Source organism: Pseudomonas sp. FW300-N2A2 (assembly GCF_017351735.1).
GTDB lineage: Bacteria > Pseudomonadota > Gammaproteobacteria > Pseudomonadales > Pseudomonadaceae > Aquipseudomonas > Aquipseudomonas migulae.
Genome location: NZ_JACNDU010000005.1, coordinates 79414 through 98075, shown reverse-complemented (window position 1 = coordinate 98075; position 18662 = coordinate 79414). Strand labels below are relative to the sequence as shown.

Annotated in this window: 18 protein-coding genes and 1 pseudogene; 15 read left to right on the top strand and 4 right to left on the bottom strand. The window is 59.3% G+C overall.

The window, feature by feature from the left end:
* Window positions 1–114 precede the first annotated feature (114 nt).
* Window positions 115–1524: an MATE family efflux transporter gene (locus tag J4E42_RS09590; protein ID WP_008037723.1), complete on the top strand. Its 1410-nt coding sequence runs from the start codon at window positions 115–117 to the stop codon at window positions 1522–1524.
* A 45-nt stretch (window positions 1525–1569) separates the two neighbouring features.
* Here the strand turns inward: J4E42_RS09590 and tusA are convergent, their stop codons facing one another.
* Both tusA and rlmM read right to left on the bottom strand, forming a co-directional pair.
* Window positions 1570–1821 (bottom strand): sulfurtransferase TusA, encoded by a 252-nt coding sequence (gene tusA / locus J4E42_RS09585; protein WP_008037724.1) that lies wholly within the window; start codon window positions 1819–1821, stop codon window positions 1570–1572.
* Window positions 1822–1995: 174 nt separating this feature from the next.
* Window positions 1996–3069 carry a 23S rRNA (cytidine(2498)-2'-O)-methyltransferase RlmM gene (gene rlmM / locus J4E42_RS09580; RefSeq protein WP_008028511.1) on the bottom strand — a complete coding sequence of 358 codons (1074 nt, stop codon included), beginning with the start codon at window positions 3067–3069 and terminating at the stop codon, window positions 1996–1998.
* A gap of 222 nt (window positions 3070–3291) precedes the next feature.
* On the opposite strand from rlmM, the gene acnA reads away from it, so the two are divergent.
* The 4 genes from acnA (at window position 3292) to J4E42_RS09560 (ending at window position 9420) form a co-directional block, all read left to right on the top strand.
* A complete protein-coding gene (gene acnA, locus J4E42_RS09575; RefSeq protein WP_207285075.1) occupies window positions 3292–6033 on the top strand; it encodes an aconitate hydratase AcnA in 2742 nt (913 codons plus the stop codon).
* 229 nt (window positions 6034–6262) lie between these two features.
* Window positions 6263–7054, top strand: coding sequence for a CPBP family intramembrane glutamic endopeptidase (locus J4E42_RS09570; RefSeq protein ID WP_207285073.1), 792 nt, complete (start codon window positions 6263–6265; stop codon window positions 7052–7054).
* 105 nt (window positions 7055–7159) lie between these two features.
* Complete coding sequence (locus J4E42_RS09565; RefSeq protein ID WP_008028517.1) at window positions 7160–8725, top strand: PAS domain-containing methyl-accepting chemotaxis protein; 1566 nt, start codon at window positions 7160–7162, stop codon at window positions 8723–8725.
* Between the two features lie 233 nt (window positions 8726–8958).
* Entirely contained in the window at window positions 8959–9420 is a 462-nt protein-coding gene (locus tag J4E42_RS09560; RefSeq protein WP_207285072.1) for a hypothetical protein, read from the top strand.
* Between the two features lie 140 nt (window positions 9421–9560).
* Here J4E42_RS09560 and J4E42_RS09555 read toward each other — a convergent pair.
* Window positions 9561–9776, bottom strand: a pseudogene (locus tag J4E42_RS09555) (alpha/beta family hydrolase); the annotation flags it as partial.
* Window positions 9777–9961: 185 nt separating this feature from the next.
* On the opposite strand from J4E42_RS09555, the gene J4E42_RS09550 reads away from it, so the two are divergent.
* A complete protein-coding gene (locus tag J4E42_RS09550; protein WP_207285070.1) occupies window positions 9962–10246 on the top strand; it encodes a hypothetical protein in 285 nt (94 codons plus the stop codon).
* Window positions 10247–10329: 83 nt separating this feature from the next.
* Window positions 10330–10797: a hypothetical protein gene (locus tag J4E42_RS09545; protein ID WP_207285068.1), complete on the top strand. Its 468-nt coding sequence runs from the start codon at window positions 10330–10332 to the stop codon at window positions 10795–10797.
* A 113-nt stretch (window positions 10798–10910) separates the two neighbouring features.
* Here the strand turns inward: J4E42_RS09545 and J4E42_RS09540 are convergent, their stop codons facing one another.
* Entirely contained in the window at window positions 10911–11597 is a 687-nt protein-coding gene (locus J4E42_RS09540) for an alpha/beta family hydrolase (RefSeq protein WP_207285067.1), read from the bottom strand.
* Between the two features lie 93 nt (window positions 11598–11690).
* Here J4E42_RS09540 and ccoN (J4E42_RS09535) point away from each other — a divergent pair, with 93 nt between their 5' ends.
* The 8 genes from ccoN (J4E42_RS09535) to ccoP (J4E42_RS09500) all read left to right on the top strand — a co-directional run bounded on the left by ccoN (J4E42_RS09535) (window position 11691) and on the right by ccoP (J4E42_RS09500) (window position 18603).
* A complete protein-coding gene (ccoN, locus tag J4E42_RS09535; RefSeq protein ID WP_008028521.1) occupies window positions 11691–13115 on the top strand; it encodes a cytochrome-c oxidase, cbb3-type subunit I in 1425 nt (474 codons plus the stop codon).
* Window positions 13116–13125: 10 nt separating this feature from the next.
* A complete protein-coding gene (gene ccoO, locus J4E42_RS09530) occupies window positions 13126–13734 on the top strand; it encodes a cytochrome-c oxidase, cbb3-type subunit II (RefSeq protein WP_008028522.1) in 609 nt (202 codons plus the stop codon).
* Between the two features lie 3 nt (window positions 13735–13737).
* Window positions 13738–13947 carry a cbb3-type cytochrome c oxidase subunit 3 gene (locus J4E42_RS09525; RefSeq protein ID WP_008028524.1) on the top strand — a complete coding sequence of 70 codons (210 nt, stop codon included), beginning with the start codon at window positions 13738–13740 and terminating at the stop codon, window positions 13945–13947.
* The gene (gene ccoP, locus J4E42_RS09520; protein WP_207285065.1) at window positions 13944–14897 is read left to right on the top strand and encodes a cytochrome-c oxidase, cbb3-type subunit III; all 954 of its coding nucleotides are present in this window, start codon (window positions 13944–13946) and stop codon (window positions 14895–14897) included. The genes J4E42_RS09525 and ccoP (J4E42_RS09520) overlap by 4 nt, the downstream gene beginning before the upstream one ends.
* Window positions 14898–15381: 484 nt before the next feature.
* Window positions 15382–16824: a cytochrome-c oxidase, cbb3-type subunit I gene (ccoN, locus tag J4E42_RS09515; RefSeq protein WP_008028528.1), complete on the top strand. Its 1443-nt coding sequence runs from the start codon at window positions 15382–15384 to the stop codon at window positions 16822–16824.
* On the top strand, window positions 16824–17432 hold the full coding sequence (ccoO, locus tag J4E42_RS09510) for a cytochrome-c oxidase, cbb3-type subunit II (RefSeq protein ID WP_008028530.1): 609 nt from the start codon (window positions 16824–16826) through the stop codon (window positions 17430–17432). Before ccoN (J4E42_RS09515) ends, ccoO (J4E42_RS09510) begins: the two co-directional genes overlap by 1 nt.
* Before the next feature lie 5 nt (window positions 17433–17437).
* On the top strand, window positions 17438–17623 hold the full coding sequence (locus J4E42_RS09505; protein WP_003175465.1) for a CcoQ/FixQ family Cbb3-type cytochrome c oxidase assembly chaperone: 186 nt from the start codon (window positions 17438–17440) through the stop codon (window positions 17621–17623).
* Entirely contained in the window at window positions 17620–18603 is a 984-nt protein-coding gene (gene ccoP / locus J4E42_RS09500; protein ID WP_008037742.1) for a cytochrome-c oxidase, cbb3-type subunit III, read from the top strand. Before J4E42_RS09505 ends, ccoP (J4E42_RS09500) begins: the two co-directional genes overlap by 4 nt.
* Window positions 18604–18662: the final 59 nt, after the last annotated feature.

Below are 18662 nucleotides of genomic sequence, written 5' to 3'. Positions count from 1 at the left end.
CTCCTACAGGTTTTTGTGTGATTACAAATGGGTAACACAGGACTTTTCCTGACCGTTGCGTCAACGCGTAGAATGCGCCGCCTCGCGCATCAAAACCTTTTGGACGTTTTGCCTTTGAATTCCGTGACTGACCGCCCCGCCGCCATTTCCCTCAATCGCCCCGCCCGGGTTCGCCTCGAGCTGAAGAACCTGCTCGGCCTGGCGTTGCCGATCATGATCGCGCAACTGGCCACCACGGCGATGGGCTTCGTCGATGCGGTAATGGCCGGTCGCGTCGGGCCACGGGATCTGGCGGCGGTGGCGTTGGGCAACTCGATCTGGGTCCCGGTGTTTCTGTTGATGACCGGTACGCTGCTGGCCACCACGCCGAAAGTCGCCCAGCGCTTTGGTGCCGGCACCCACAGCGAGATCGGCCCGATCGTGCGCCAGGCGTTGTGGCTGGCGCTGGTGGTGGGCGTGATGGCGACTGGCATGCTGTTCAGCGCCGAACCGATTTTGCACCTGATGAAGGTCGATCCCGAGCTGATCGGCCCGTGCATGCAATACCTGCACGGTATCGCCAGCGGACTGCCCGCCGTCGCGCTCTACCATGTGTTGCGCTGTTTCAGTGACGGCCTGGGACGCACGCGCCCGGCGATGGTCCTGGGGTTGTGCGGGCTCGCGCTGAACATTCCGCTGAACTATGTCTTCATTTATGGCCACTTCGGTGTGCCGGCCATGGGCGGCGTCGGTTGTGGCTGGGCCACGGCGATTGTGATGTGGGTGATGGCGCTGGGCATGGCCGGCTGGGAACGCTGGGCGCCGGCGTATCAGTCGAGCCAGTTGTTCAGCCGTTTCGACTGGCCACAATGGGCGGTGATCAAACGCCTGCTGAGCATCGGCTTGCCGATCGGCATCGCGGTGTTTGCCGAATCGAGCATCTTCGCGGTGATTGCCCTGCTGATCGGCAGCCTCGGCGCCACGGTGGTGGCCGGGCATCAGATTGCCCTGAATGTCAGCTCGCTGGTGTTCATGATCCCTTACTCCCTGGGCATGGCTGTGACCGTACGCGTCGGTCAGGCACTGGGACGTGAAGAGCCGCGCGAAGCGCGTTTTGCGGCGGGTGTCGGCATGGGCACCGCGCTGGCCTACGCCTGCCTGTCGGCAAGCATGATGTTGCTGATGCGCGAGCACATCGCAGCGATCTACACCGCAGACCCGACGGTGATCCATATCGCGGCGATGCTGATTGTGTACTCGGCGCTGTTCCAGTTTTCCGACGCCATCCAGGTGACTGCGGCCGGCGCCCTGCGCGGGTTCCAGGACACTCGGGTGACGATGATCCTCACCCTGTTCGCCTATTGGGGCATCGGCTTGCCGGTGGGTTACGCCCTCGGCCTGACCGACTGGTTCGGCGAACCCCGTGGCCCGAGCGGGCTGTGGCAGGGTTTGATCGTCGGCCTGAGCTGCGCCGCCCTGATGCTGTCGATTCGCCTGACGCGCAGTGCACGCAAGCGGATCCGCATGAGCCATTCGATGGGTTGACCGCACAAAAAAGGCCTGCAAATGCAGGCCTTTTTTTCGAATCGATTAATCCGATTTCTTGCGAATCCAGTACAGGTAAGTGCCGGCCTCTTCGTGCTGCGCGATCAGCTCGTGGTCGAGGAACACGCAGAACTTGGGAATGTCCCGACGGGTCGACGGGTCGGTGGCGATCACCTTGAGCAGGCCGCCGGGCGCCAGGTCACGGATGTGCTGGTGCAGCATCATCACCGGTTCCGGGCAGTTGAGGCCGGTGGCGTCGAGGGTGCCGTCTACCGGCGTATCAAGCATTTCACTCATGATTCACTCCTGAAACTGGCCGGCATTGTCGCGCATTGCCGGGTGTTCGGTCATCTGTGGCATGACGCCATCCCTGTAGGAGCCGGCTTGCTGGCGATCGCCGTTACCCGGTGTTTCTGAATCACCGCGGCGCCTGTATCGCCAGCAAGCTGGCTCCTACAAGGTTGCGTGGTGTCAGCGGGATTTTGGTTTTTTCACGTCCAGGCGGCGCAGGTGGCACGTCACTTCTTCGCGGTCGTGATACAGCTGCTTGCAGCCGATCTCGACGCGAATCCCGCGCTCCTTGAAACCGTCGGCAATGCGCTCCAGCAAGCGTTTCACCTCGGCGTAACGCTGCTTCATCGGCAGCTTGAGGTTGACCACCGCTTCGCGGCAATGCCCTTCGCCAATCCACTCTTCCAGCATCGCCGCGTTGCGTGCCGGTTTCTCGACGATGTCGCAGACCATCCAGTCCACCGGTTGCCGTGGCTTGAAGGTGAAACCGTCGGCCATCAAATGCTGCACCAGACCAGTGTCCATCAGGCTTTCAGCCATCGGGCCATTATCGATGGCGGTCACCAGCATGCCACGATTGACCAGTTGCCAGGTCCAGCCACCCGGCGCCGCACCGAGGTCAACGCCGGTCATGTCGCTGTGCAGACGCTCGTCCCACTGATCGCGCGGGATGAAATGGTGCCACGCCTCTTCCAGCTTCAACGTCGAACGGCTCGGCGCCTCGCGCGGAAACTTCAGGCGTGGAATGCCCATCGGCCACATGGCCGAGTTGTTCGACTCGGCCAGGCCCATGAACACTTCGCGACCACTCTTGAACGTCAGCAGCAAACGCGGCTTGTTCGCGTCTTCCACCAGTTTGCCGGCCGCCATCAGCGCCTTGCGCAGGTGCACTTCGAATTTCTTGCAGAAGTTCGACAGCTCTTTGCCGTCGTTGGTGTCGACCATTTCCAGCCACAGGCTGCCGCACAGCGGGAAGTCGGCCATGTGCGCGAGGATCACGCTGATACGGTCGGTTTCCGGCAGGTCGATGAAAATCCCCCGCGCCCATTGGCGCGGGAAGATCAGATCGGCGAAACGCTGACCGCGCATCAGGCGCTCGGCGCCGTCTTCTTCGGTGCAGATGAATTCGGCGCAGGCGCTGGCGGTTTTTGCCTTGGCATAACCGGCCACGTTCAGCCGTGCGGCGTGTTCGGAAATCTCGGAACAGACTTCGCCTTCGAAGCCCGGCCGGCAATGCATAAAGAGGGTGTTCATTCTTACTCCTGGGCAGTTGGCGAAGAATTCAGCCACTGCGCGATGCCCAGACTTGCGTTGAAGCAAAGCCTGTCACGAAAACCGGCGCATGATAGCCGAGTTCGGAACCTCGGACTTGCCCATAGAGTCCGGTTATTAGCTTTAACGTTCAAACGGGGCTAGGTTGAAAGCTCTGTCCGTCCCCTCAGTCCGTAGCCGTGCGGACTTTAAGGAGTGATCGTAATGCCGTCCCTCGATAGCCTGAAAACCCTTAAAACCCTGCAAGTCGACGACAAGACCTACCATTACTTCAGTCTGCCCGATGCCGCGAAGAGCCTCGGTGATCTCGACAAGCTACCGATGTCGTTGAAAGTGCTGCTGGAAAACCTGCTGCGCTGGGAAGACGAAAAAACCGTCACCGGCGCCGACCTGCGAGCGATTGCCGCCTGGCTCAAGGAGCGTCGCTCCGACCGCGAGATCCAGTACCGCCCCGCCCGCGTCTTGATGCAAGACTTTACCGGCGTTCCCGCCGTGGTTGACCTGGCCGCCATGCGCGCCGCCATGGCCAAGGCCGGCGGCGACCCGCAGCGGATCAATCCACTGTCGCCGGTGGACCTGGTGATCGACCACTCGGTGATGGTCGACAAGTTCGGCAGCGCCAGCGCCTTCGAACAGAACGTCGACATTGAGATGCAGCGCAACGGCGAGCGTTACGCCTTTCTGCGCTGGGGCCAGAGCGCTTTCGACAACTTCAGCGTGGTGCCGCCGGGCACCGGGATTTGCCATCAGGTGAACCTCGAATACCTCGGCCGCACGGTCTGGACCAAGGATGAAGACGGCCGCACCTATGCGTTCCCCGACACGCTGGTCGGCACCGATTCCCACACCACCATGATCAACGGCCTCGGCGTACTTGGCTGGGGCGTCGGCGGGATCGAGGCGGAAGCGGCGATGCTCGGCCAACCGGTGTCGATGCTGATTCCGGAAGTGATCGGCTTCAAACTCACCGGCAAATTGAAGGAAGGCATCACGGCCACCGACCTGGTGCTGACCGTCACCCAGATGCTGCGCAAGAAAGGCGTGGTCGGCAAATTCGTCGAGTTCTACGGCGACGGCCTTGCCGACCTGCCGCTGGCCGACCGCGCGACCATCGCCAACATGGCCCCGGAATATGGCGCTACGTGCGGCTTTTTCCCGGTGGATGACATCACTCTGGATTATCTGCGCCTGTCCGGTCGTCCACTTGAAACGGTGAAACTGGTCGAGGCCTACAGCAAGGCGCAAGGCCTGTGGCGCCAGTCGGGCAAGGAACCGGTGTTCACCGACAGCCTGGCGCTGGACATGCGCAGTGTCGAAGCCAGCCTCGCCGGGCCGAAACGCCCACAGGACAGGGTGTCGTTGCCGAATGTTGCGCAAGCATTCAGTGACTTCACCGACCTGCAATTCAAACCTGCCAGCAAGGAAGAAGGTCGCCTCGAAAGTGAAGGCGGCGGTGGCGTTGCGGTGGGCAATGCCGACTTGGCCGGTGAAGCCGACTACGATTTTGAAGGTCAAACCTATCGCTTGAAAAACGGCGCGGTGGTCATCGCCGCAATCACCTCCTGCACCAACACCTCCAATCCGAGCGTGATGATGGCCGCCGGCCTGGTGGCGAAGAAAGCCGTGGAAAAAGGCCTCAAACGCAAACCGTGGGTGAAAAGCTCGCTCGCTCCCGGTTCCAAAGTGGTGACCGACTACTACAAGGCGGCCGGGCTGACGCAATACCTGGATCAACTCGGTTTTGATCTGGTCGGTTATGGCTGCACCACCTGCATCGGCAACTCCGGGCCGTTGCCGGAGCCGATCGAAAAAGCCATCCAGAAAGCCGACCTGACCGTCGCCTCGGTGCTGTCGGGCAACCGCAACTTCGAAGGCCGCGTGCATCCGCTGGTGAAAACCAACTGGCTGGCCTCACCGCCGCTGGTCGTCGCGTTTGCGCTGGCCGGCACGGTGCGCATTGATATCAGCAGTGAGCCATTGGGTGACGACAAGGACGGCAACCCGGTTTACTTGCGGGACATCTGGCCAAGCACCCAAGAAATCGCCGACGCGGTGAATCAGGTCAACACCGCAATGTTCCACAAGGAATACGCCGAAGTGTTTGCCGGCGACGAGCAATGGCAGGCGATTGAAGTGCCTCAAGCGGCGACCTACGTCTGGCAGGACGATTCGACTTACATCCAGCACCCACCGTTTTTCGACGACATCGGCGGACCGCCGCCCGTGGTCAAGGACGTCGCGGGCGCCCGGGTCCTTGCGCTGCTCGGCGACTCGGTGACCACCGACCACATCTCCCCCGCCGGCAACATCAAGACCGAGAGCCCCGCCGGCCATTACCTGCGCGATAAAGGTGTGGAGCCACGGGACTTCAACTCCTACGGCTCCCGTCGCGGCAACCATGAAGTGATGATGCGCGGCACCTTTGCCAACATCCGCATTCGCAACGAGATGCTCGGCGGCGAGGAAGGCGGCAATACGATTTACATTCCTACCGGGGAAAAACTGGCGATCTACGACGCGGCCATGCGTTACCAAGCCTCGGGCACGCCGCTGGTGGTGATTGCCGGGCAAGAATACGGCACCGGTTCGAGCCGCGACTGGGCGGCCAAGGGCACCAATCTGTTGGGCGTGAAAGCGGTCATCGCCGAAAGCTTCGAGCGGATTCACCGCTCCAATCTGGTCGGCATGGGCGTGTTGCCCTTGCAGTTCAAGCTGGATCAGAACCGCAAGAGCCTCAATCTGACTGGCAAGGAGACCCTGGACATTCAGGGCCTGAGCGGCGTCGAGCTGACGCCGCGAATGAACCTGACGCTGATCATCACTCGCGAAAACGGCAGCCGCGAGAAGATCGAGGTGTTGTGCCGGATCGATACGCTGAATGAAGTCGAGTACTTCAAGTCAGGGGGGATTTTGCATTACGTGTTGCGGCAGTTGATTGCGTCGTAGGTGTTTGCAGAAAAAGACACCGCCTTCGGGCGGTGTTTTTGTTTGCGGACACACCTCTATAATCGCCGCGCTTTTATAGCCCCACACAAGACCACTGTGGGAGCGAGCCTGCTCGCGATGGGGCCGTAACATCCAATATCAGTGCCGCCTGATACTCCGCCATCGCGAGCAAGCTTGCTCCTACAGTGGACCGAGGCGACCCGCAGAATTTCGAACACAAGGACTTCAGATGTTTGCTTTGCCATGGACCTTCCTGGCCCTGCTCTCCCTCGGTTATGCCATGGCGCTGTCCTACGGCCATCTCGGCTGGCTGGCGCTTATCTCGGTCGCATTGCTACTGATCGCCGGTCTCGCCGTGCGCCAGCAACAGGTCCGGGTCGGTCATTACCTCGGTCACGGCCTGTTCATTTTCATGGCGCTGGCATTGGCGATGCACTGGCTCCCCGGCTTCTACAACGGTCGCGGTATCAATCCGCATCGTATTACCGACGATGCCGTACCGTTTGCGCTGTACCTGAATCTGGACAAACCGCTGATTGGTTTCTGGCTGTTGCTGGTCTGCCCGTGGATTGTCGGCCGGCATTCGCTGCGGCTTTCCATTCCCGCCGCGCTGCTGGGGCTGACACTGAGCAGCGTGCTGGCATTGGGTGGCGCGCTGTTGTTGGGTGTGATCAGTTGGGCCCCCAAATGGCCTGATCAGGCCTGGCTGTGGCTGTTCAATAACCTGTTGCTGGTGACGCTGGTGGAAGAAGCGCTGTTTCGCGGCTACCTTCAGGGCGGCCTCAGCCGGTACTTTAAACACCTGCCTTATGGTGAAAACCTGGCGCTGCTGCTCGCCTCGCTGTTGTTTGGCCTGGTGCATGCGGGCGCTGGCTGGCAATGGGTGTTGCTGGCGAGTCTGGCAGGTGTCGGCTATGGTCTGGCCTACCGTTTCGGCGGGTTAGGTGCGGCCATTGCCACGCATTTCGGTTTGAACCTGCTGCATTTCAGCCTGTTCACCTATCCGATGCTGGCGGGCTGACGCAACGGTCGTTTTGCGACGCGCCGCTGATTATTGAAAAATATTCTTCAATAAATCCCTGACGGTGCCGACAACCTCTCAAAGCCTTGCGGATTGAAAAAAGCCATGCGTAACAACCAGCCCATTACACAACGCGAACGGACCTTCCCGGCTCAGCAACGGTTGATCTCCACCACCGATGCCAAGGGCGTGATCACCTACTGCAACGACGCTTTCGTCGAAATCAGTGGGTATTCCCGCGAGGAACTGATCCGTGCACCGCATAACCTGGTTCGTCACCCCGACGTACCGGCCGCGGTGTTCGCGCACATGTGGGGCACATTGAAACAAGGCTTGCCATGGATGGGCATTGTCAAGAATCGCTGCAAGACCGGTGACCACTACTGGGTTAACGCCTACGTCACACCGGTGTTCGATGGCAACCAGGTGATCGGTTACGAGTCGGTGCGGGTCAAACCCACCGCCGAGCAGATCCAGCGTGCCGAAGCGCTCTACCAACGCATCAACCAGGGCAAGTCAGCGATTCCTTCCACCGATAAATGGCTGCCGGTCCTGCAGGACTGGTTGCCGTTCATTCTGGTCAGCCAGCTGAGCTTCATGATCGGTGCCACGCTCAACTCCCAATGGGGTTTCGCCTTGGCCGCCGGTCTTTCGGTGCCATTGGGCCTGCTGGGGTTGAGCTGGCAACAGCGCGGCCTCAAGCGCTTGCTGCGCCTGGCCGAGCAGACCACCTCCGACCCGCTGATCGCGCAGATGTACACCGACAGCCGTGGTGCCCAGGCGCGTCTGGAGATGTCGATCCTCAGCCAGGAAGCCCGCCTGAAAACCTGCCTGACCCGTCTGCAGGACACCGCCGAGCACCTGAGCGACCAGGCGAAACAGTCCGACACACTGGCTCACAGCAGCTCCACCGGCCTGGAACGTCAGCGCGTCGAAACCGAGCAGGTGGCCACCGCCGTCAATCAGATGGCCGCCACCACCCAGGAAGTCGCCAGCCACGTGCAACGCACGGCGGACGCGACTCAAGAAGCCAATCGCCTGACCGGGCGCGGCCGTGACATCGCCGGGGAAACCCGCGAAGCCATTCAGCGCCTGTCGGAGGTGGTCGGCGAAACCGGCCTGACCGTGACGCAACTGGCCAAGGACAGCGATGAAATCGGCGGCGTGGTCGACGTAATCAAAGGCATCGCCGACCAGACCAACCTGCTGGCGTTGAACGCCGCCATCGAAGCGGCGCGTGCCGGCGAGATGGGTCGCGGCTTTGCGGTGGTTGCCGACGAAGTTCGCCAATTGGCGCAACGCACCAGCGAATCCACCGGGCAGATTCACGCCCTGATCGCCAAGCTCCAGCAAACCGCCAGCACCGCCGTGCAAACCATGGAATCCGGGCATCGCCAGGCGGAAGAAGGTGTGGCGCGGGTACTCGAAGCGGATCAGGCACTGGTCGGGATCAGCGAAGCGGTGGCACACATCACCGACATGACCACCCAGATCGCGGCCGCGACCGAAGAGCAAAGCTCGGTGGCCGAAGAAATCAGCCGCAACATCAGCAACATCTCGCAACTGGCCGACCAGACGTCGGAACAGGCGCAGCACTCGGCGTTGTTGAGTGAAGAGCTGACCAAGACCGCGAATACCCAGTATTCGTTGGTGGAGCGGTTTAACCGCTGATTGATGCTGGAAAAACAAAACCCGGACGGTGAAAGCCTCCGGGTTTTTTATTGCCTGATGAAAGTCAAAAATCGACAGCGCGCATTTGGCCGCCACTGCGCGAAACTCAGCTGAAAGTACGCACCCAACTGTCAGTTATGACAGTAGACACGCCAGTACGGTGGGGTAGCATTTAAATGCCGTTACACCCGGCATTTACTTCCTTCGACTTTAAACAGAAAAGGATTTTTTCGATGAGTGCTTTTCCTATTTTTTTCCCGGACGACCATAAAAGTCAGGCAGCTGGTAACGATTTTCACTGGAGATTCACAGGGGAACCGATCTACGCTGAATCTACTTTATTTACGGCGTTTCGTGGCGGACCTGGTATCGACAATTGGGTTTTCCAAGGTTCTACCGGCAAGACTGAAGACGGTACGTTCTTCGCGCTTCAATTCTCAGTGCCTTATGAGGGTGAAGACCTGCTAGAGAAAACCTACAAGATTGGGGATGGGCAGTGGTTTTACGTATTCCATATCCATTCAGTTCCCCCCGCACCTAACTTCACATCCACCCTGGCAGACAAGGCGGAACTTACTATCAGGCTCGATCCAGCCAAGGGGACAGTGCATGGCGATTTCAATGCAATTTTTTATAGCGGGGGCTATCGAATGAATCCGATAGGCACATTCGATTTGAAAAGAGCCGACCAATAACACATGAAGCAGGAAGGCAAAAGTGCCGATCCAAGAACGATGGCTCTCATGACCTCTTCGTGATCAGGCTCCTCGCACGTTTTTGTTGAGCGCACATGTGTGTGCGTGGCAAAACTTCAGAGCACCTGCTCGCGATGAGGTCATTTCTGTAAGGAATGACCTCGCTGAAGAAACTCAGCCACCCTCCCCACCGCAGCCGCCAAATGCTGCTCATGCGTAAACCCCGAAACCTTCAACGGCTTCAAATCATGATCCCCCGCCGGCAGCCACATCACCTCGATAGCCGGCGATAACACATATCCCTCGATAGCTTCCCGATTGCCCAGCGTATCTCGCTCGCCCTGCACGATCAGCGACGACGATAGTTGCGGCGGCACCCGACTCCAGCTTGATGGCTGGCGCTGCGATACTGCCTACATTAAGCCGATTGTCTGTGGATACTCAAAGCCGCAGCATCCTGCGCCTGTAACGAACCGCCGACGAGTGCCAGGCTCCGACCACTAAGTTGCGCACCCACCGCACTGGCGCCGCAGGTTTGAACATGAGAGTTATTGAATTCGACCTGACCACCGCGCTCGACCAAGACACCATGCGAACCTTCGCCGAAGGTTTCAACCAAGCACTAATGTCGGTCTATTTGAAGAATAGTCGAACTCAAAATGCTCTGGACGCGGAGTACAGCGAGGAGCTAGACGTTGGTGTGGAAGCAATGGCTTGCCAAGCTCATGAATACGGAATACCTGTCCTGATCGAATGTGCCAAACGGCTAAAAACTACTAGCACAAATAAAAGCCACCGCATAGCTGACAACTATGACAGTAGCTAAAAAAATACTATTCATTAAACTCTGGATCGCGTTATCACGATTGGCACCATGAACAAAAATCTTAATCACTAAAGAGGCTACTCATGAACAATCCTGACATACTCATGCTGAGTAACGATCATAATTCCATGCCAGATGACGAATTCAAATGGAAAGATCGGAACATAGAAACAAAAGCCCAAGCAGCAAAATTTTATCAAACCGAGCTCAATAGTGGCCTTGTCTGGGTTTTTAAGGGGGCTACAGGAAGTCCCGACAACGAGGACTACTTTGATTACGACATGTGGATTCCTCATTTCGATAAGGAACCACTGAAGCGCACTTATAATTTGAACGATGGGTTAATTATCAGACACACACATTCATTACCTGGGACTCCAGACCACATTAAATACAAATCTGTACACGCAGACGAAGGCACTTTGGAAATCGAAATCGATGTGGAAAAAGGACACGTCGTAGGATGTTTTAGCGCTAAATTCAAGACCAACTATGACCTGGAACCAAAAGGCAGTTTCGAAATGACTGAATGGCGTCCTGTGAAAGAATGATCTGTTTCACGATTAACGGATTTAGCCCTCTATCAAGATCAGTACGGCACAGAGCCCAGTTGAATACATCATGGGCTTTGTGCAATACGTCCCGACCTACTGAAACCAAAACTTCAACGGATAAGCTCGGATGCCTTTTGCGCCGCAGCCGCCAAATGCTGCTCATGCGTAAACCCCGAAGCCTTCAACGGCTTCAAATCATGATCCCCCGCCACCAGCCAGAACACCTCGATACTCGGCGCCAACGCATAGGCCTCTACCGCTTCACGATTCCCCAACGCATCGCGCTCGCCCTGGACAATCAGCGTCCGGGTCTTCAGCGCAGCCAGATGCTCGACCCGTGGCTTCTCCGGTTTGCCCACGGCATAAAACGGATAGCCGAGGCACACCAACGCATCGGCTTTGAGCTCATCGGCCAATAGACTGGCCATCCGCCCGCCCATGGACTTGCCGCCAATGGCCAGGCGGCCAGTGACATGGCGTCGCACCACGGCGTACACCTCACGCCAGCATTCCAGCAGTTTCGGCGCAGGGTTCGGGGGACGCTTGCCGCCATCGACACGCCGTTGCGCCATGTAGGGGAACTCGAAGCGCAGCACGTTGACGCCCTGCACAGCAAGGCGCGCGGCCATGTCGTTCATCCAGGCGCTGTCCATCGGCGCCCCGGCGCCATGCGCAAGAATCAGCGTCACAGGTTCACCCGAAACCGTTGAAGCGGCCTCATTCCACAGCCATCCATGCTCCCGCACACACTGCGCCCATTGATCCCCGTCAATACTGGCCTTGTGCTCTTTGTCCATGCTTGCCTCGCTTTTAGTCTGCCTATAACTCCAGGCGAAGGGAGCGTCTGCCTTGCGCGAACGCCCTTTCGGCTGAACCGTGGATGGGGAACCATGAACACTTCTATCAGTACCGCCTACAACTACAAGGTGGTCCGCCAATTCGCCATTATGACGGTGGTGTGGGGCATCGTCGGCATGGGGCTCGGGGTTTTTCTCGCGGCTCAATTGGTCTGGCCCGAACTCAACTTCAATTTGCCGTGGACCAGTTTCGGCCGCTTGCGCCCGCTGCACACCAACGCGGTGATCTTCGCGTTCGGCGGTTGCGCCCTGTTCGCCAGTTCGTTCTATTCGGTGCAACGCACCTGCCAGACGCAACTGTTTGCGCCGAAAATCGCCGCGTTCTGCTTCTGGGGCTGGCAACTGGTGATTCTGCTGGCGGCGATCAGCCTGCCGCTGGGTTACACCAGTTCCAAGGAATACGCCGAGCTGGAATGGCCGATCGACATCCTGATCACCATCGTCTGGGTCGCCTACGCCATCGTGTTTTTCGGCACGCTGGCCAAGCGCAAGACCAAGCACATCTATGTGGGCAACTGGTTCTTCGGTGGTTTCATCATCACCGTGGCGATTTTGCACATCGTCAACAACCTTGAGCTGCCGGTGAGTTTCACCAAGTCCTACTCGCTGTACGCCGGTGCGACCGATGCCATGGTGCAGTGGTGGTACGGCCACAACGCCGTAGGCTTTTTCCTCACCGCCGGTTTCCTCGGGATGATGTATTACTTCGTGCCGAAACAGGCCGAGCGTCCGGTGTATTCCTATCGCCTGTCGATCGTGCACTTCTGGGCGCTGATCACCCTGTATATCTGGGCCGGTCCGCACCACCTGCACTACACCGCGCTGCCGGACTGGGCGCAGTCGCTGGGCATGGTGATGTCGCTGATCCTGCTGGCGCCAAGCTGGGGCGGCATGATCAACGGCATGATGACGCTCTCCGGTGCCTGGCATAAGTTGCGCAGCGACCCGATCCTGCGCTTCCTCGTGGTCTCCCTGGCGTTCTACGGCATGTCGACCTTCGAAGGGCCGATGATGGCGATCAAGACCGTGAACGCCCTCTCCCACTACACCGACTGGACCATCGGCCACGTACACGCCGGCGCACTCGGCTGGGTGGCGATGATTTCCATCGGCGCGCTGTACCACATGATCCCGAAAATCTTCGGTCGCCCGCAGATGCACAGCATCGGCCTGATCAACGCGCACTTCTGGCTGGCCACTATCGGCACCGTGCTGTACATCGCCTCGATGTGGGTCAACGGCATCGCCCAGGGCCTGATGTGGCGCGCAGTCAACGAAGACGGCACGCTGACCTACTCCTTCGTCGAAACCCTGGTGGCCAGCCACCCAGGCTTCATCGTGCGACTGGTGGGCGGTGCGATCTTCCTCAGCGGCATGTTCCTGATGGCTTACAACACCTGGCGCACCGTGCGGGCCTCGCAGCCTGCCGAAGTCGCCGCTGCCGCGCAGATGGCCTGAGGAGTCCGAGATGAAACACGAAACAATCGAAAAAAACGTCGGCCTGCTGATGCTGCTGATGGTCCTGGCCGTGAGCATCGGCGGTCTGACGCAGATCGTCCCGCTGTTCTTCCAGGACGTGACCAATAAACCGGTGGAAGGCATGAAGCCCTACACCGCGCTGCAACTGGAAGGTCGCGACATTTACATCCGCGAAGGCTGCGTCGGTTGCCACTCGCAGATGATCCGGCCGTTCCGTGCCGAGACCGAGCGCTACGGTCACTACTCGGTGGCCGGGGAAAGCGTCTGGGATCACCCGTTCCTGTGGGGTTCCAAGCGTACCGGTCCGGACCTGGCCCGTGTCGGCGGCCGCTACTCCGAAGACTGGCACCGCGCGCACTTGTACAACCCGCGCAACGTGGTGCCGGAATCGAAGATGCCTGCCTATCCATGGCTGGTGGCCAATCAGCTCGACAGCAGCCACACCGAAACCAAGATCAAGGCGATGCGCACCCTCGGCGTGCCGTACACCGATGCCGACATCGCAGGCTCGGTCGAATCGCTCAAGGGCAAGACCGAAATGGACGCGCTGGTCGCCTACCTGCAAGTGCTCGGCACTGCCATCAAGAGCAAGAGGTGAGCCATGCCCTTTGAAATAATGAGCGTAATGAGCAGTGGATTGATTCGCGGCCTGGGCACGGTCGTGGTGTTCGTGGCCTTCGTCGGCCTGACGTTGTGGGTGTTCAACAGCAAGCGCAATCCGGAGTTCGCCGAAGCACGTTTGCTGCCGTTCGCCGATGAGCCACAAGCCGATAGCACCCAAGAACCTGAAGCAAGGAGTACCCGGTCATGACCACTTTCTGGAGTACGTGGATCTGCGTACTGACCATCGGCAGCCTGATCGGCCTGACCTGGCTGCTGATCGGCACCCGCAAGGGCGAAACCAAGGGCAGCGTCGACCAGACCATGGGCCACAGCTTCGACGGCATCGAGGAGTACGACAATCCGCTGCCGCAGTGGTGGTTCATGCTGTTCGCCGGCACGCTGGTGTTCGCCGTGGGCTACCTGATTCTTTACCCGGGCCTGGGCAACTGGAAAGGCATCCTGCCGGGTTACGAGAACGGCTGGACCGGCGTTCACGAATGGGAAAAGGAGATGAACAAGGCCGACGCGAAGTTCGGACCGATCTTCGCCAAATTCGCCGCCATGCCGGTGGAAGAAGTGGCCAAGGACCCGCAAGCGCTGAAAATGGGCGGTCGCCTGTTCGCCTCGAACTGCTCGGTGTGTCACGGCTCGGATGCCAAGGGCGCTTTCGGCTTCCCGAACCTGGCCGACAGCAACTGGCGCTGGGGCGGTGACGCCGAGATGATCAAGACCACGATCATGGGTGGACGCATGGCGGCGATGCCGGCCTGGGGTGAAATCCTCGGTGAAGCCGGCGTGAAAAACGTTGCCGCGTATGTGCGTCATGAACTGGCCGGCCTGCCATTGCCGGCTGGCGACACCGCCGACCTGCAAGCCGGACAGCAAGCATTCAGCACCACCTGCGTAGCCTGTCATGGGGCAAACGGCAAGGGCACTGAAGCCATGGGTGCGCCGAACCTGACGCAACCGGCCGGTTTTATCTACGGTACAAGCCTGGCGCAACTGCAACAAACGATCCGCCATGGCCGCCAGGGCCATATGCCGGCGCAGAACGAACTGCTCGGCAACGACAAAGTGCAACTGCTGGCCGCTTATGTGTACAGCCTGTCCCACGGTCTGAATACAGAGCGTTTGCAGGCCGAAGGCAAAAGCGAATAATTCTTGACCGCTCTGCTGCCGCATTCTTCTCGGATGCGGCAGTTCCCTGCCCCTTTGCGACCCATTGTCGCACCCCTCCGTTAGTCCGCCTTTCGGTTCACCAGATTCGGGTCTAAGCTTGCCCCGATGCGGACTGGCTTGAGCCGGTTCCAGGTCGACCCGACCCGATGTGTTCGACGAATCAGCTCGATGACAAGCCGCAAAGGCTGGTAGATACCGGCTGTCGTGCCAATTGCCATCGGTCACCCGATCGTTGCGTTTGAACACACCCCGTTACAACTGACCTGACCCTCTCATCATTTTCGTTCGCTGCGACATTTTGTCCGAGGGCGATTTTGTCCTTACGCGGCGCATGGAAAGGCCGCAGAATCAGCTTTTGAAAGCATTGACCCAGGTCATGGCGCGTTGCAATGACCCCCTGCTTTCTCCATACTTGCGGCCGATTTTTACTCCTAATAAAACACCCAAACCGTGGAACCTTAGAATGAGCACAGCAATCAGTCCGACTGCTTATAACTATAAGGTAGTCCGCCAGTTCGCCATCATGACGGTGGTCTGGGGGATCCTTGGCATGGGGCTCGGTGTCTTCATCGCCTCGCAACTGGTCTGGCCGGAGTTGAACTTCGGTCTGCCGTGGACGAGCTTTGGACGCCTGCGCCCGTTGCACACTAACCTGGTGATTTTCGCCTTTGGTGGTTGTGCACTGTTTGCCACTTCTTATTACGTCGTGCAGCGAACCTGCCAAACGCGACTGATTTCCGACAGCCTCGCGGCCTTCACCTTCTGGGGTTGGCAAGCGGTGATCGTCGGCGCCATCGTTACCTTGCCGTTGGGTTACACCACCACCAAGGAATACGCTGAGCTGGAATGGCCCCTGGCTATTCTGCTGGCCATCGTCTGGGTCACCTACGGTCTGGTGTTCTTCGGCACCATCACCAAGCGCAAGACCAAGCACATCTATGTGGGCAACTGGTTCTACGGTGCCTTCATCGTCGTGACGGCGATGCTGCACATCGTCAACCACGCCTCGCTGCCGGTCAGTTTCTTCAAGTCCTACTCGGCCTACGCCGGTGCGACGGATGCGATGATCCAGTGGTGGTACGGCCACAACGCCGTAGGTTTCTTCCTGACCACCGGCTTCCTCGGGATGATGTACTACTTCGTTCCGAAGCAGGCCGAGCGTCCGATCTACTCCTATCGCCTGTCCATCGTGCACTTCTGGGCGCTGATCACCCTGTACATCTGGGCCGGTCCGCACCACCTGCACTACACCGCGCTGCCGGACTGGGCGCAGTCGCTGGGCATGGCCATGTCGATCATCCTGCTGGCACCAAGCTGGGGCGGCATGATCAACGGCATGATGACCCTGTCGGGCGCCTGGCATAAGCTGCGCACCGACCCGATCCTGCGCTTCCTCGTGGTATCGCTGGCGTTCTACGGCATGTCGACCTTCGAAGGTCCGATGATGGCGATCAAGACCGTCAACTCGCTGTCGCACTACACCGACTGGACCATCGGCCACGTACACGCCGGCGCTCTTGGCTGGGTAGCGATGATCTCGATCGGCGCGATCTACCACATGATCCCGAAACTGTTCGGTCGCGCGCAGATGCACAGCATCGGCCTGATCAACGCACACTTCTGGCTCGCGACCATCGGTACCGTGCTGTACATCGCTTCGATGTGGGTCAACGGCATCACCCAGGGTCTGATGTGGCGTGCAATCAACGACGACGGCACCCTCACCTACTCGTTCGTCGAAGCGCTGCAAGCCAGCCACCCGGGCTTCATCGTTCGCGCATTGGGCGGCGCATTCTTCGCCACCGGCATGCTGCTCATGGCCTACAACGTATGGCGTACCGTACGTGCCTCGAACCCGGCCGAAGCTGAAGCCGCCGAACAGATTGCTGTAGTTGGAGCTCACTGATGAAGCATGAAGCAGTCGAGAAGAATATTGGCCTGCTGGCCTTCTTCATGGTCATCGCCGTCAGCATCGGCGGCCTGACCCAGATCGTTCCGCTGTTTTTCCAGGACGTCACCAACAAGCCGGTCGAAGGCATGAAGCCTCGTACCGCCCTTGAACTGGAAGGCCGCGACATCTACATCGCCAACGGTTGTGTCAGCTGCCACTCGCAGATGATCCGCCCGTTCCGTGCTGAAACCGAACGCTACGGCCACTACTCGGTAGCCGGTGAAAGCGTCTGGGACCACCCGTTCCTGTGGGGTTCCAAGCGTACCGGTCCAGACCTGGCCCGTGTCGGCGGTCGTTACTCCGATGACTGGCAGCGTGCGCATTTGTACAACCCGCGCAACGTAGTGCCCGAGTCGAAAATGCCGGCCTACCCGTTCCTCGTGGAAAACAAGCTCGACGGCAAAGACACCGCCAAGAAAATGGAAGTCTTGCGCACGCTCGGCGTCCCTTACACCGACGAAGACATCGCCGGTGCCAAGGATGCTGTGAAGGGCAAAACCGAAATGGACGCGCTGGTGGCCTATCTGCAAGGCCTGGGCACCATCATCAAAAGCAAACGGTGATTTAGATGGATATCGGGATGATTCGTGGCCTGGGCACCGTTGTTGTGATGGTGGCCTTCATCGGTCTGGCGTTGTGGGTGTTCAGCCCCAAGCGCAAGTCGGAGTTTGAAGACGCGACCTTGCTGCCTTTCGCGGATGATCCCGAAGCCATCAAGCACGTCGAGCAAGCTTCTAGGAGTAACAAAGAATGACTACGTTCTGGAGTCTGTACGTCACAGTCCTCAGTCTCGGCACCATCTTCGCCCTGACCTGGCTGTTGCTGTCCACCCGCAAGGGCCAGCGCAGCGAAGCCACCGAAGAAACGGTTGGCCACTCCTTCGACGGGATCGAGGAGTACGACAACCCGCTGCCAAAATGGTGGTTCATGCTGTTCGTGGGCACCATCATTTTCGCCCTGGGTTACCTGGTGCTGTACCCGGGCCTGGGCAACTGGAAAGGCCTGCTGCCGGGTTACAACTACCTGGATAACGAAAAGCAGACCGCGTTCGCCAACGGCCAGAGCGGCTGGACCGGCGTTCACGAGTGGGAAAAGGAAATGGCCAAGTCGGACGCCAAGTTCGGCCCGATCTTCGCCAAATTCGCTTCCATGCCGATCGAAGAAGTCGCCAAGGACCCGCAAGCCCTGAAGATGGGTGGCCGTTTGTTCGCCTCCAACTGCTCGGTTTGCCACGGCTCCGACGCCAAAGGCGCTTATGGCTTTCCGAATCTGACCGACGCCGACTGGCGCTGGGGTGGCGAAGCACAAACCATCAAGGCCACCATCATGGGCGGCCGCCACGCGGTCATGCCGGCGTGGGCTGAAGTGATCGGCGAGCAAGGTGTTGCGGACGTTGCTGCGTTCGTCCTGACCAGCCTCGATGGCCGCAAGCTGCCGGAAGGCACCAAGGCTGACCCGGCTGCCGGGCAGAAACTGTTCGCCGCCAACTGCGTGGCGTGCCACGGTCCGGCCGGCAAAGGGACGCCAGCGATGGGCGCACCTGACCTGACCCACCCGGGTGCGTTCATCTACGGTTCGAGCTTCGCTCAACTGCAGCAGACCATCCGTTACGGCCGTCAGGGCCAGATGCCTGCGCAAGAACAGCTGCAAGGCAACGACAAGGTTCACCTGCTGGCCGCTTACGTCTACAGCTTGTCTCACGGCGAGAAAGCTCCGGCGGCGGATGCCCAGTAAGGCAAACGCTTGATGCAAAAAAAGGCCCCGCCAGTGATCTGGCGGGGCCTTTTTTATGG

Excerpts from the sequence above, each read along its gene's own strand:
- tusA (WP_008037724.1), bottom strand. The coding sequence starts at position 1,821 with ATGAGTGAAATGCTTGATACGCCGGTAGACGGCACCCTCGACGCCACC.
- rlmM (WP_008028511.1), bottom strand. The coding sequence starts at position 3,069 with ATGAACACCCTCTTTATGCATTGCCGGCCGGGCTTCGAAGGCGAAGTC.
- acnA (WP_207285075.1), top strand. The coding sequence starts at position 3,292 with ATGCCGTCCCTCGATAGCCTGAAAACCCTTAAAACCCTGCAAGTCGAC.
- J4E42_RS09570 (WP_207285073.1), top strand. The coding sequence starts at position 6,263 with ATGTTTGCTTTGCCATGGACCTTCCTGGCCCTGCTCTCCCTCGGTTAT.
- J4E42_RS09565 (WP_008028517.1), top strand. The coding sequence starts at position 7,160 with ATGCGTAACAACCAGCCCATTACACAACGCGAACGGACCTTCCCGGCT.
- J4E42_RS09560 (WP_207285072.1), top strand. The coding sequence starts at position 8,959 with ATGAGTGCTTTTCCTATTTTTTTCCCGGACGACCATAAAAGTCAGGCA.
- J4E42_RS09550 (WP_207285070.1), top strand. The coding sequence starts at position 9,962 with ATGAGAGTTATTGAATTCGACCTGACCACCGCGCTCGACCAAGACACC.
- J4E42_RS09545 (WP_207285068.1), top strand. The coding sequence starts at position 10,330 with ATGAACAATCCTGACATACTCATGCTGAGTAACGATCATAATTCCATG.
- J4E42_RS09540 (WP_207285067.1), bottom strand. The coding sequence starts at position 11,597 with ATGGACAAAGAGCACAAGGCCAGTATTGACGGGGATCAATGGGCGCAG.
- ccoN (WP_008028521.1), top strand. The coding sequence starts at position 11,691 with ATGAACACTTCTATCAGTACCGCCTACAACTACAAGGTGGTCCGCCAA.
- ccoO (WP_008028522.1), top strand. The coding sequence starts at position 13,126 with ATGAAACACGAAACAATCGAAAAAAACGTCGGCCTGCTGATGCTGCTG.
- J4E42_RS09525 (WP_008028524.1), top strand. The coding sequence starts at position 13,738 with ATGCCCTTTGAAATAATGAGCGTAATGAGCAGTGGATTGATTCGCGGC.
- ccoP (WP_207285065.1), top strand. The coding sequence starts at position 13,944 with ATGACCACTTTCTGGAGTACGTGGATCTGCGTACTGACCATCGGCAGC.
- ccoN (WP_008028528.1), top strand. The coding sequence starts at position 15,382 with ATGAGCACAGCAATCAGTCCGACTGCTTATAACTATAAGGTAGTCCGC.
- ccoO (WP_008028530.1), top strand. The coding sequence starts at position 16,824 with ATGAAGCATGAAGCAGTCGAGAAGAATATTGGCCTGCTGGCCTTCTTC.
- J4E42_RS09505 (WP_003175465.1), top strand. The coding sequence starts at position 17,438 with ATGGATATCGGGATGATTCGTGGCCTGGGCACCGTTGTTGTGATGGTG.
- ccoP (WP_008037742.1), top strand. The coding sequence starts at position 17,620 with ATGACTACGTTCTGGAGTCTGTACGTCACAGTCCTCAGTCTCGGCACC.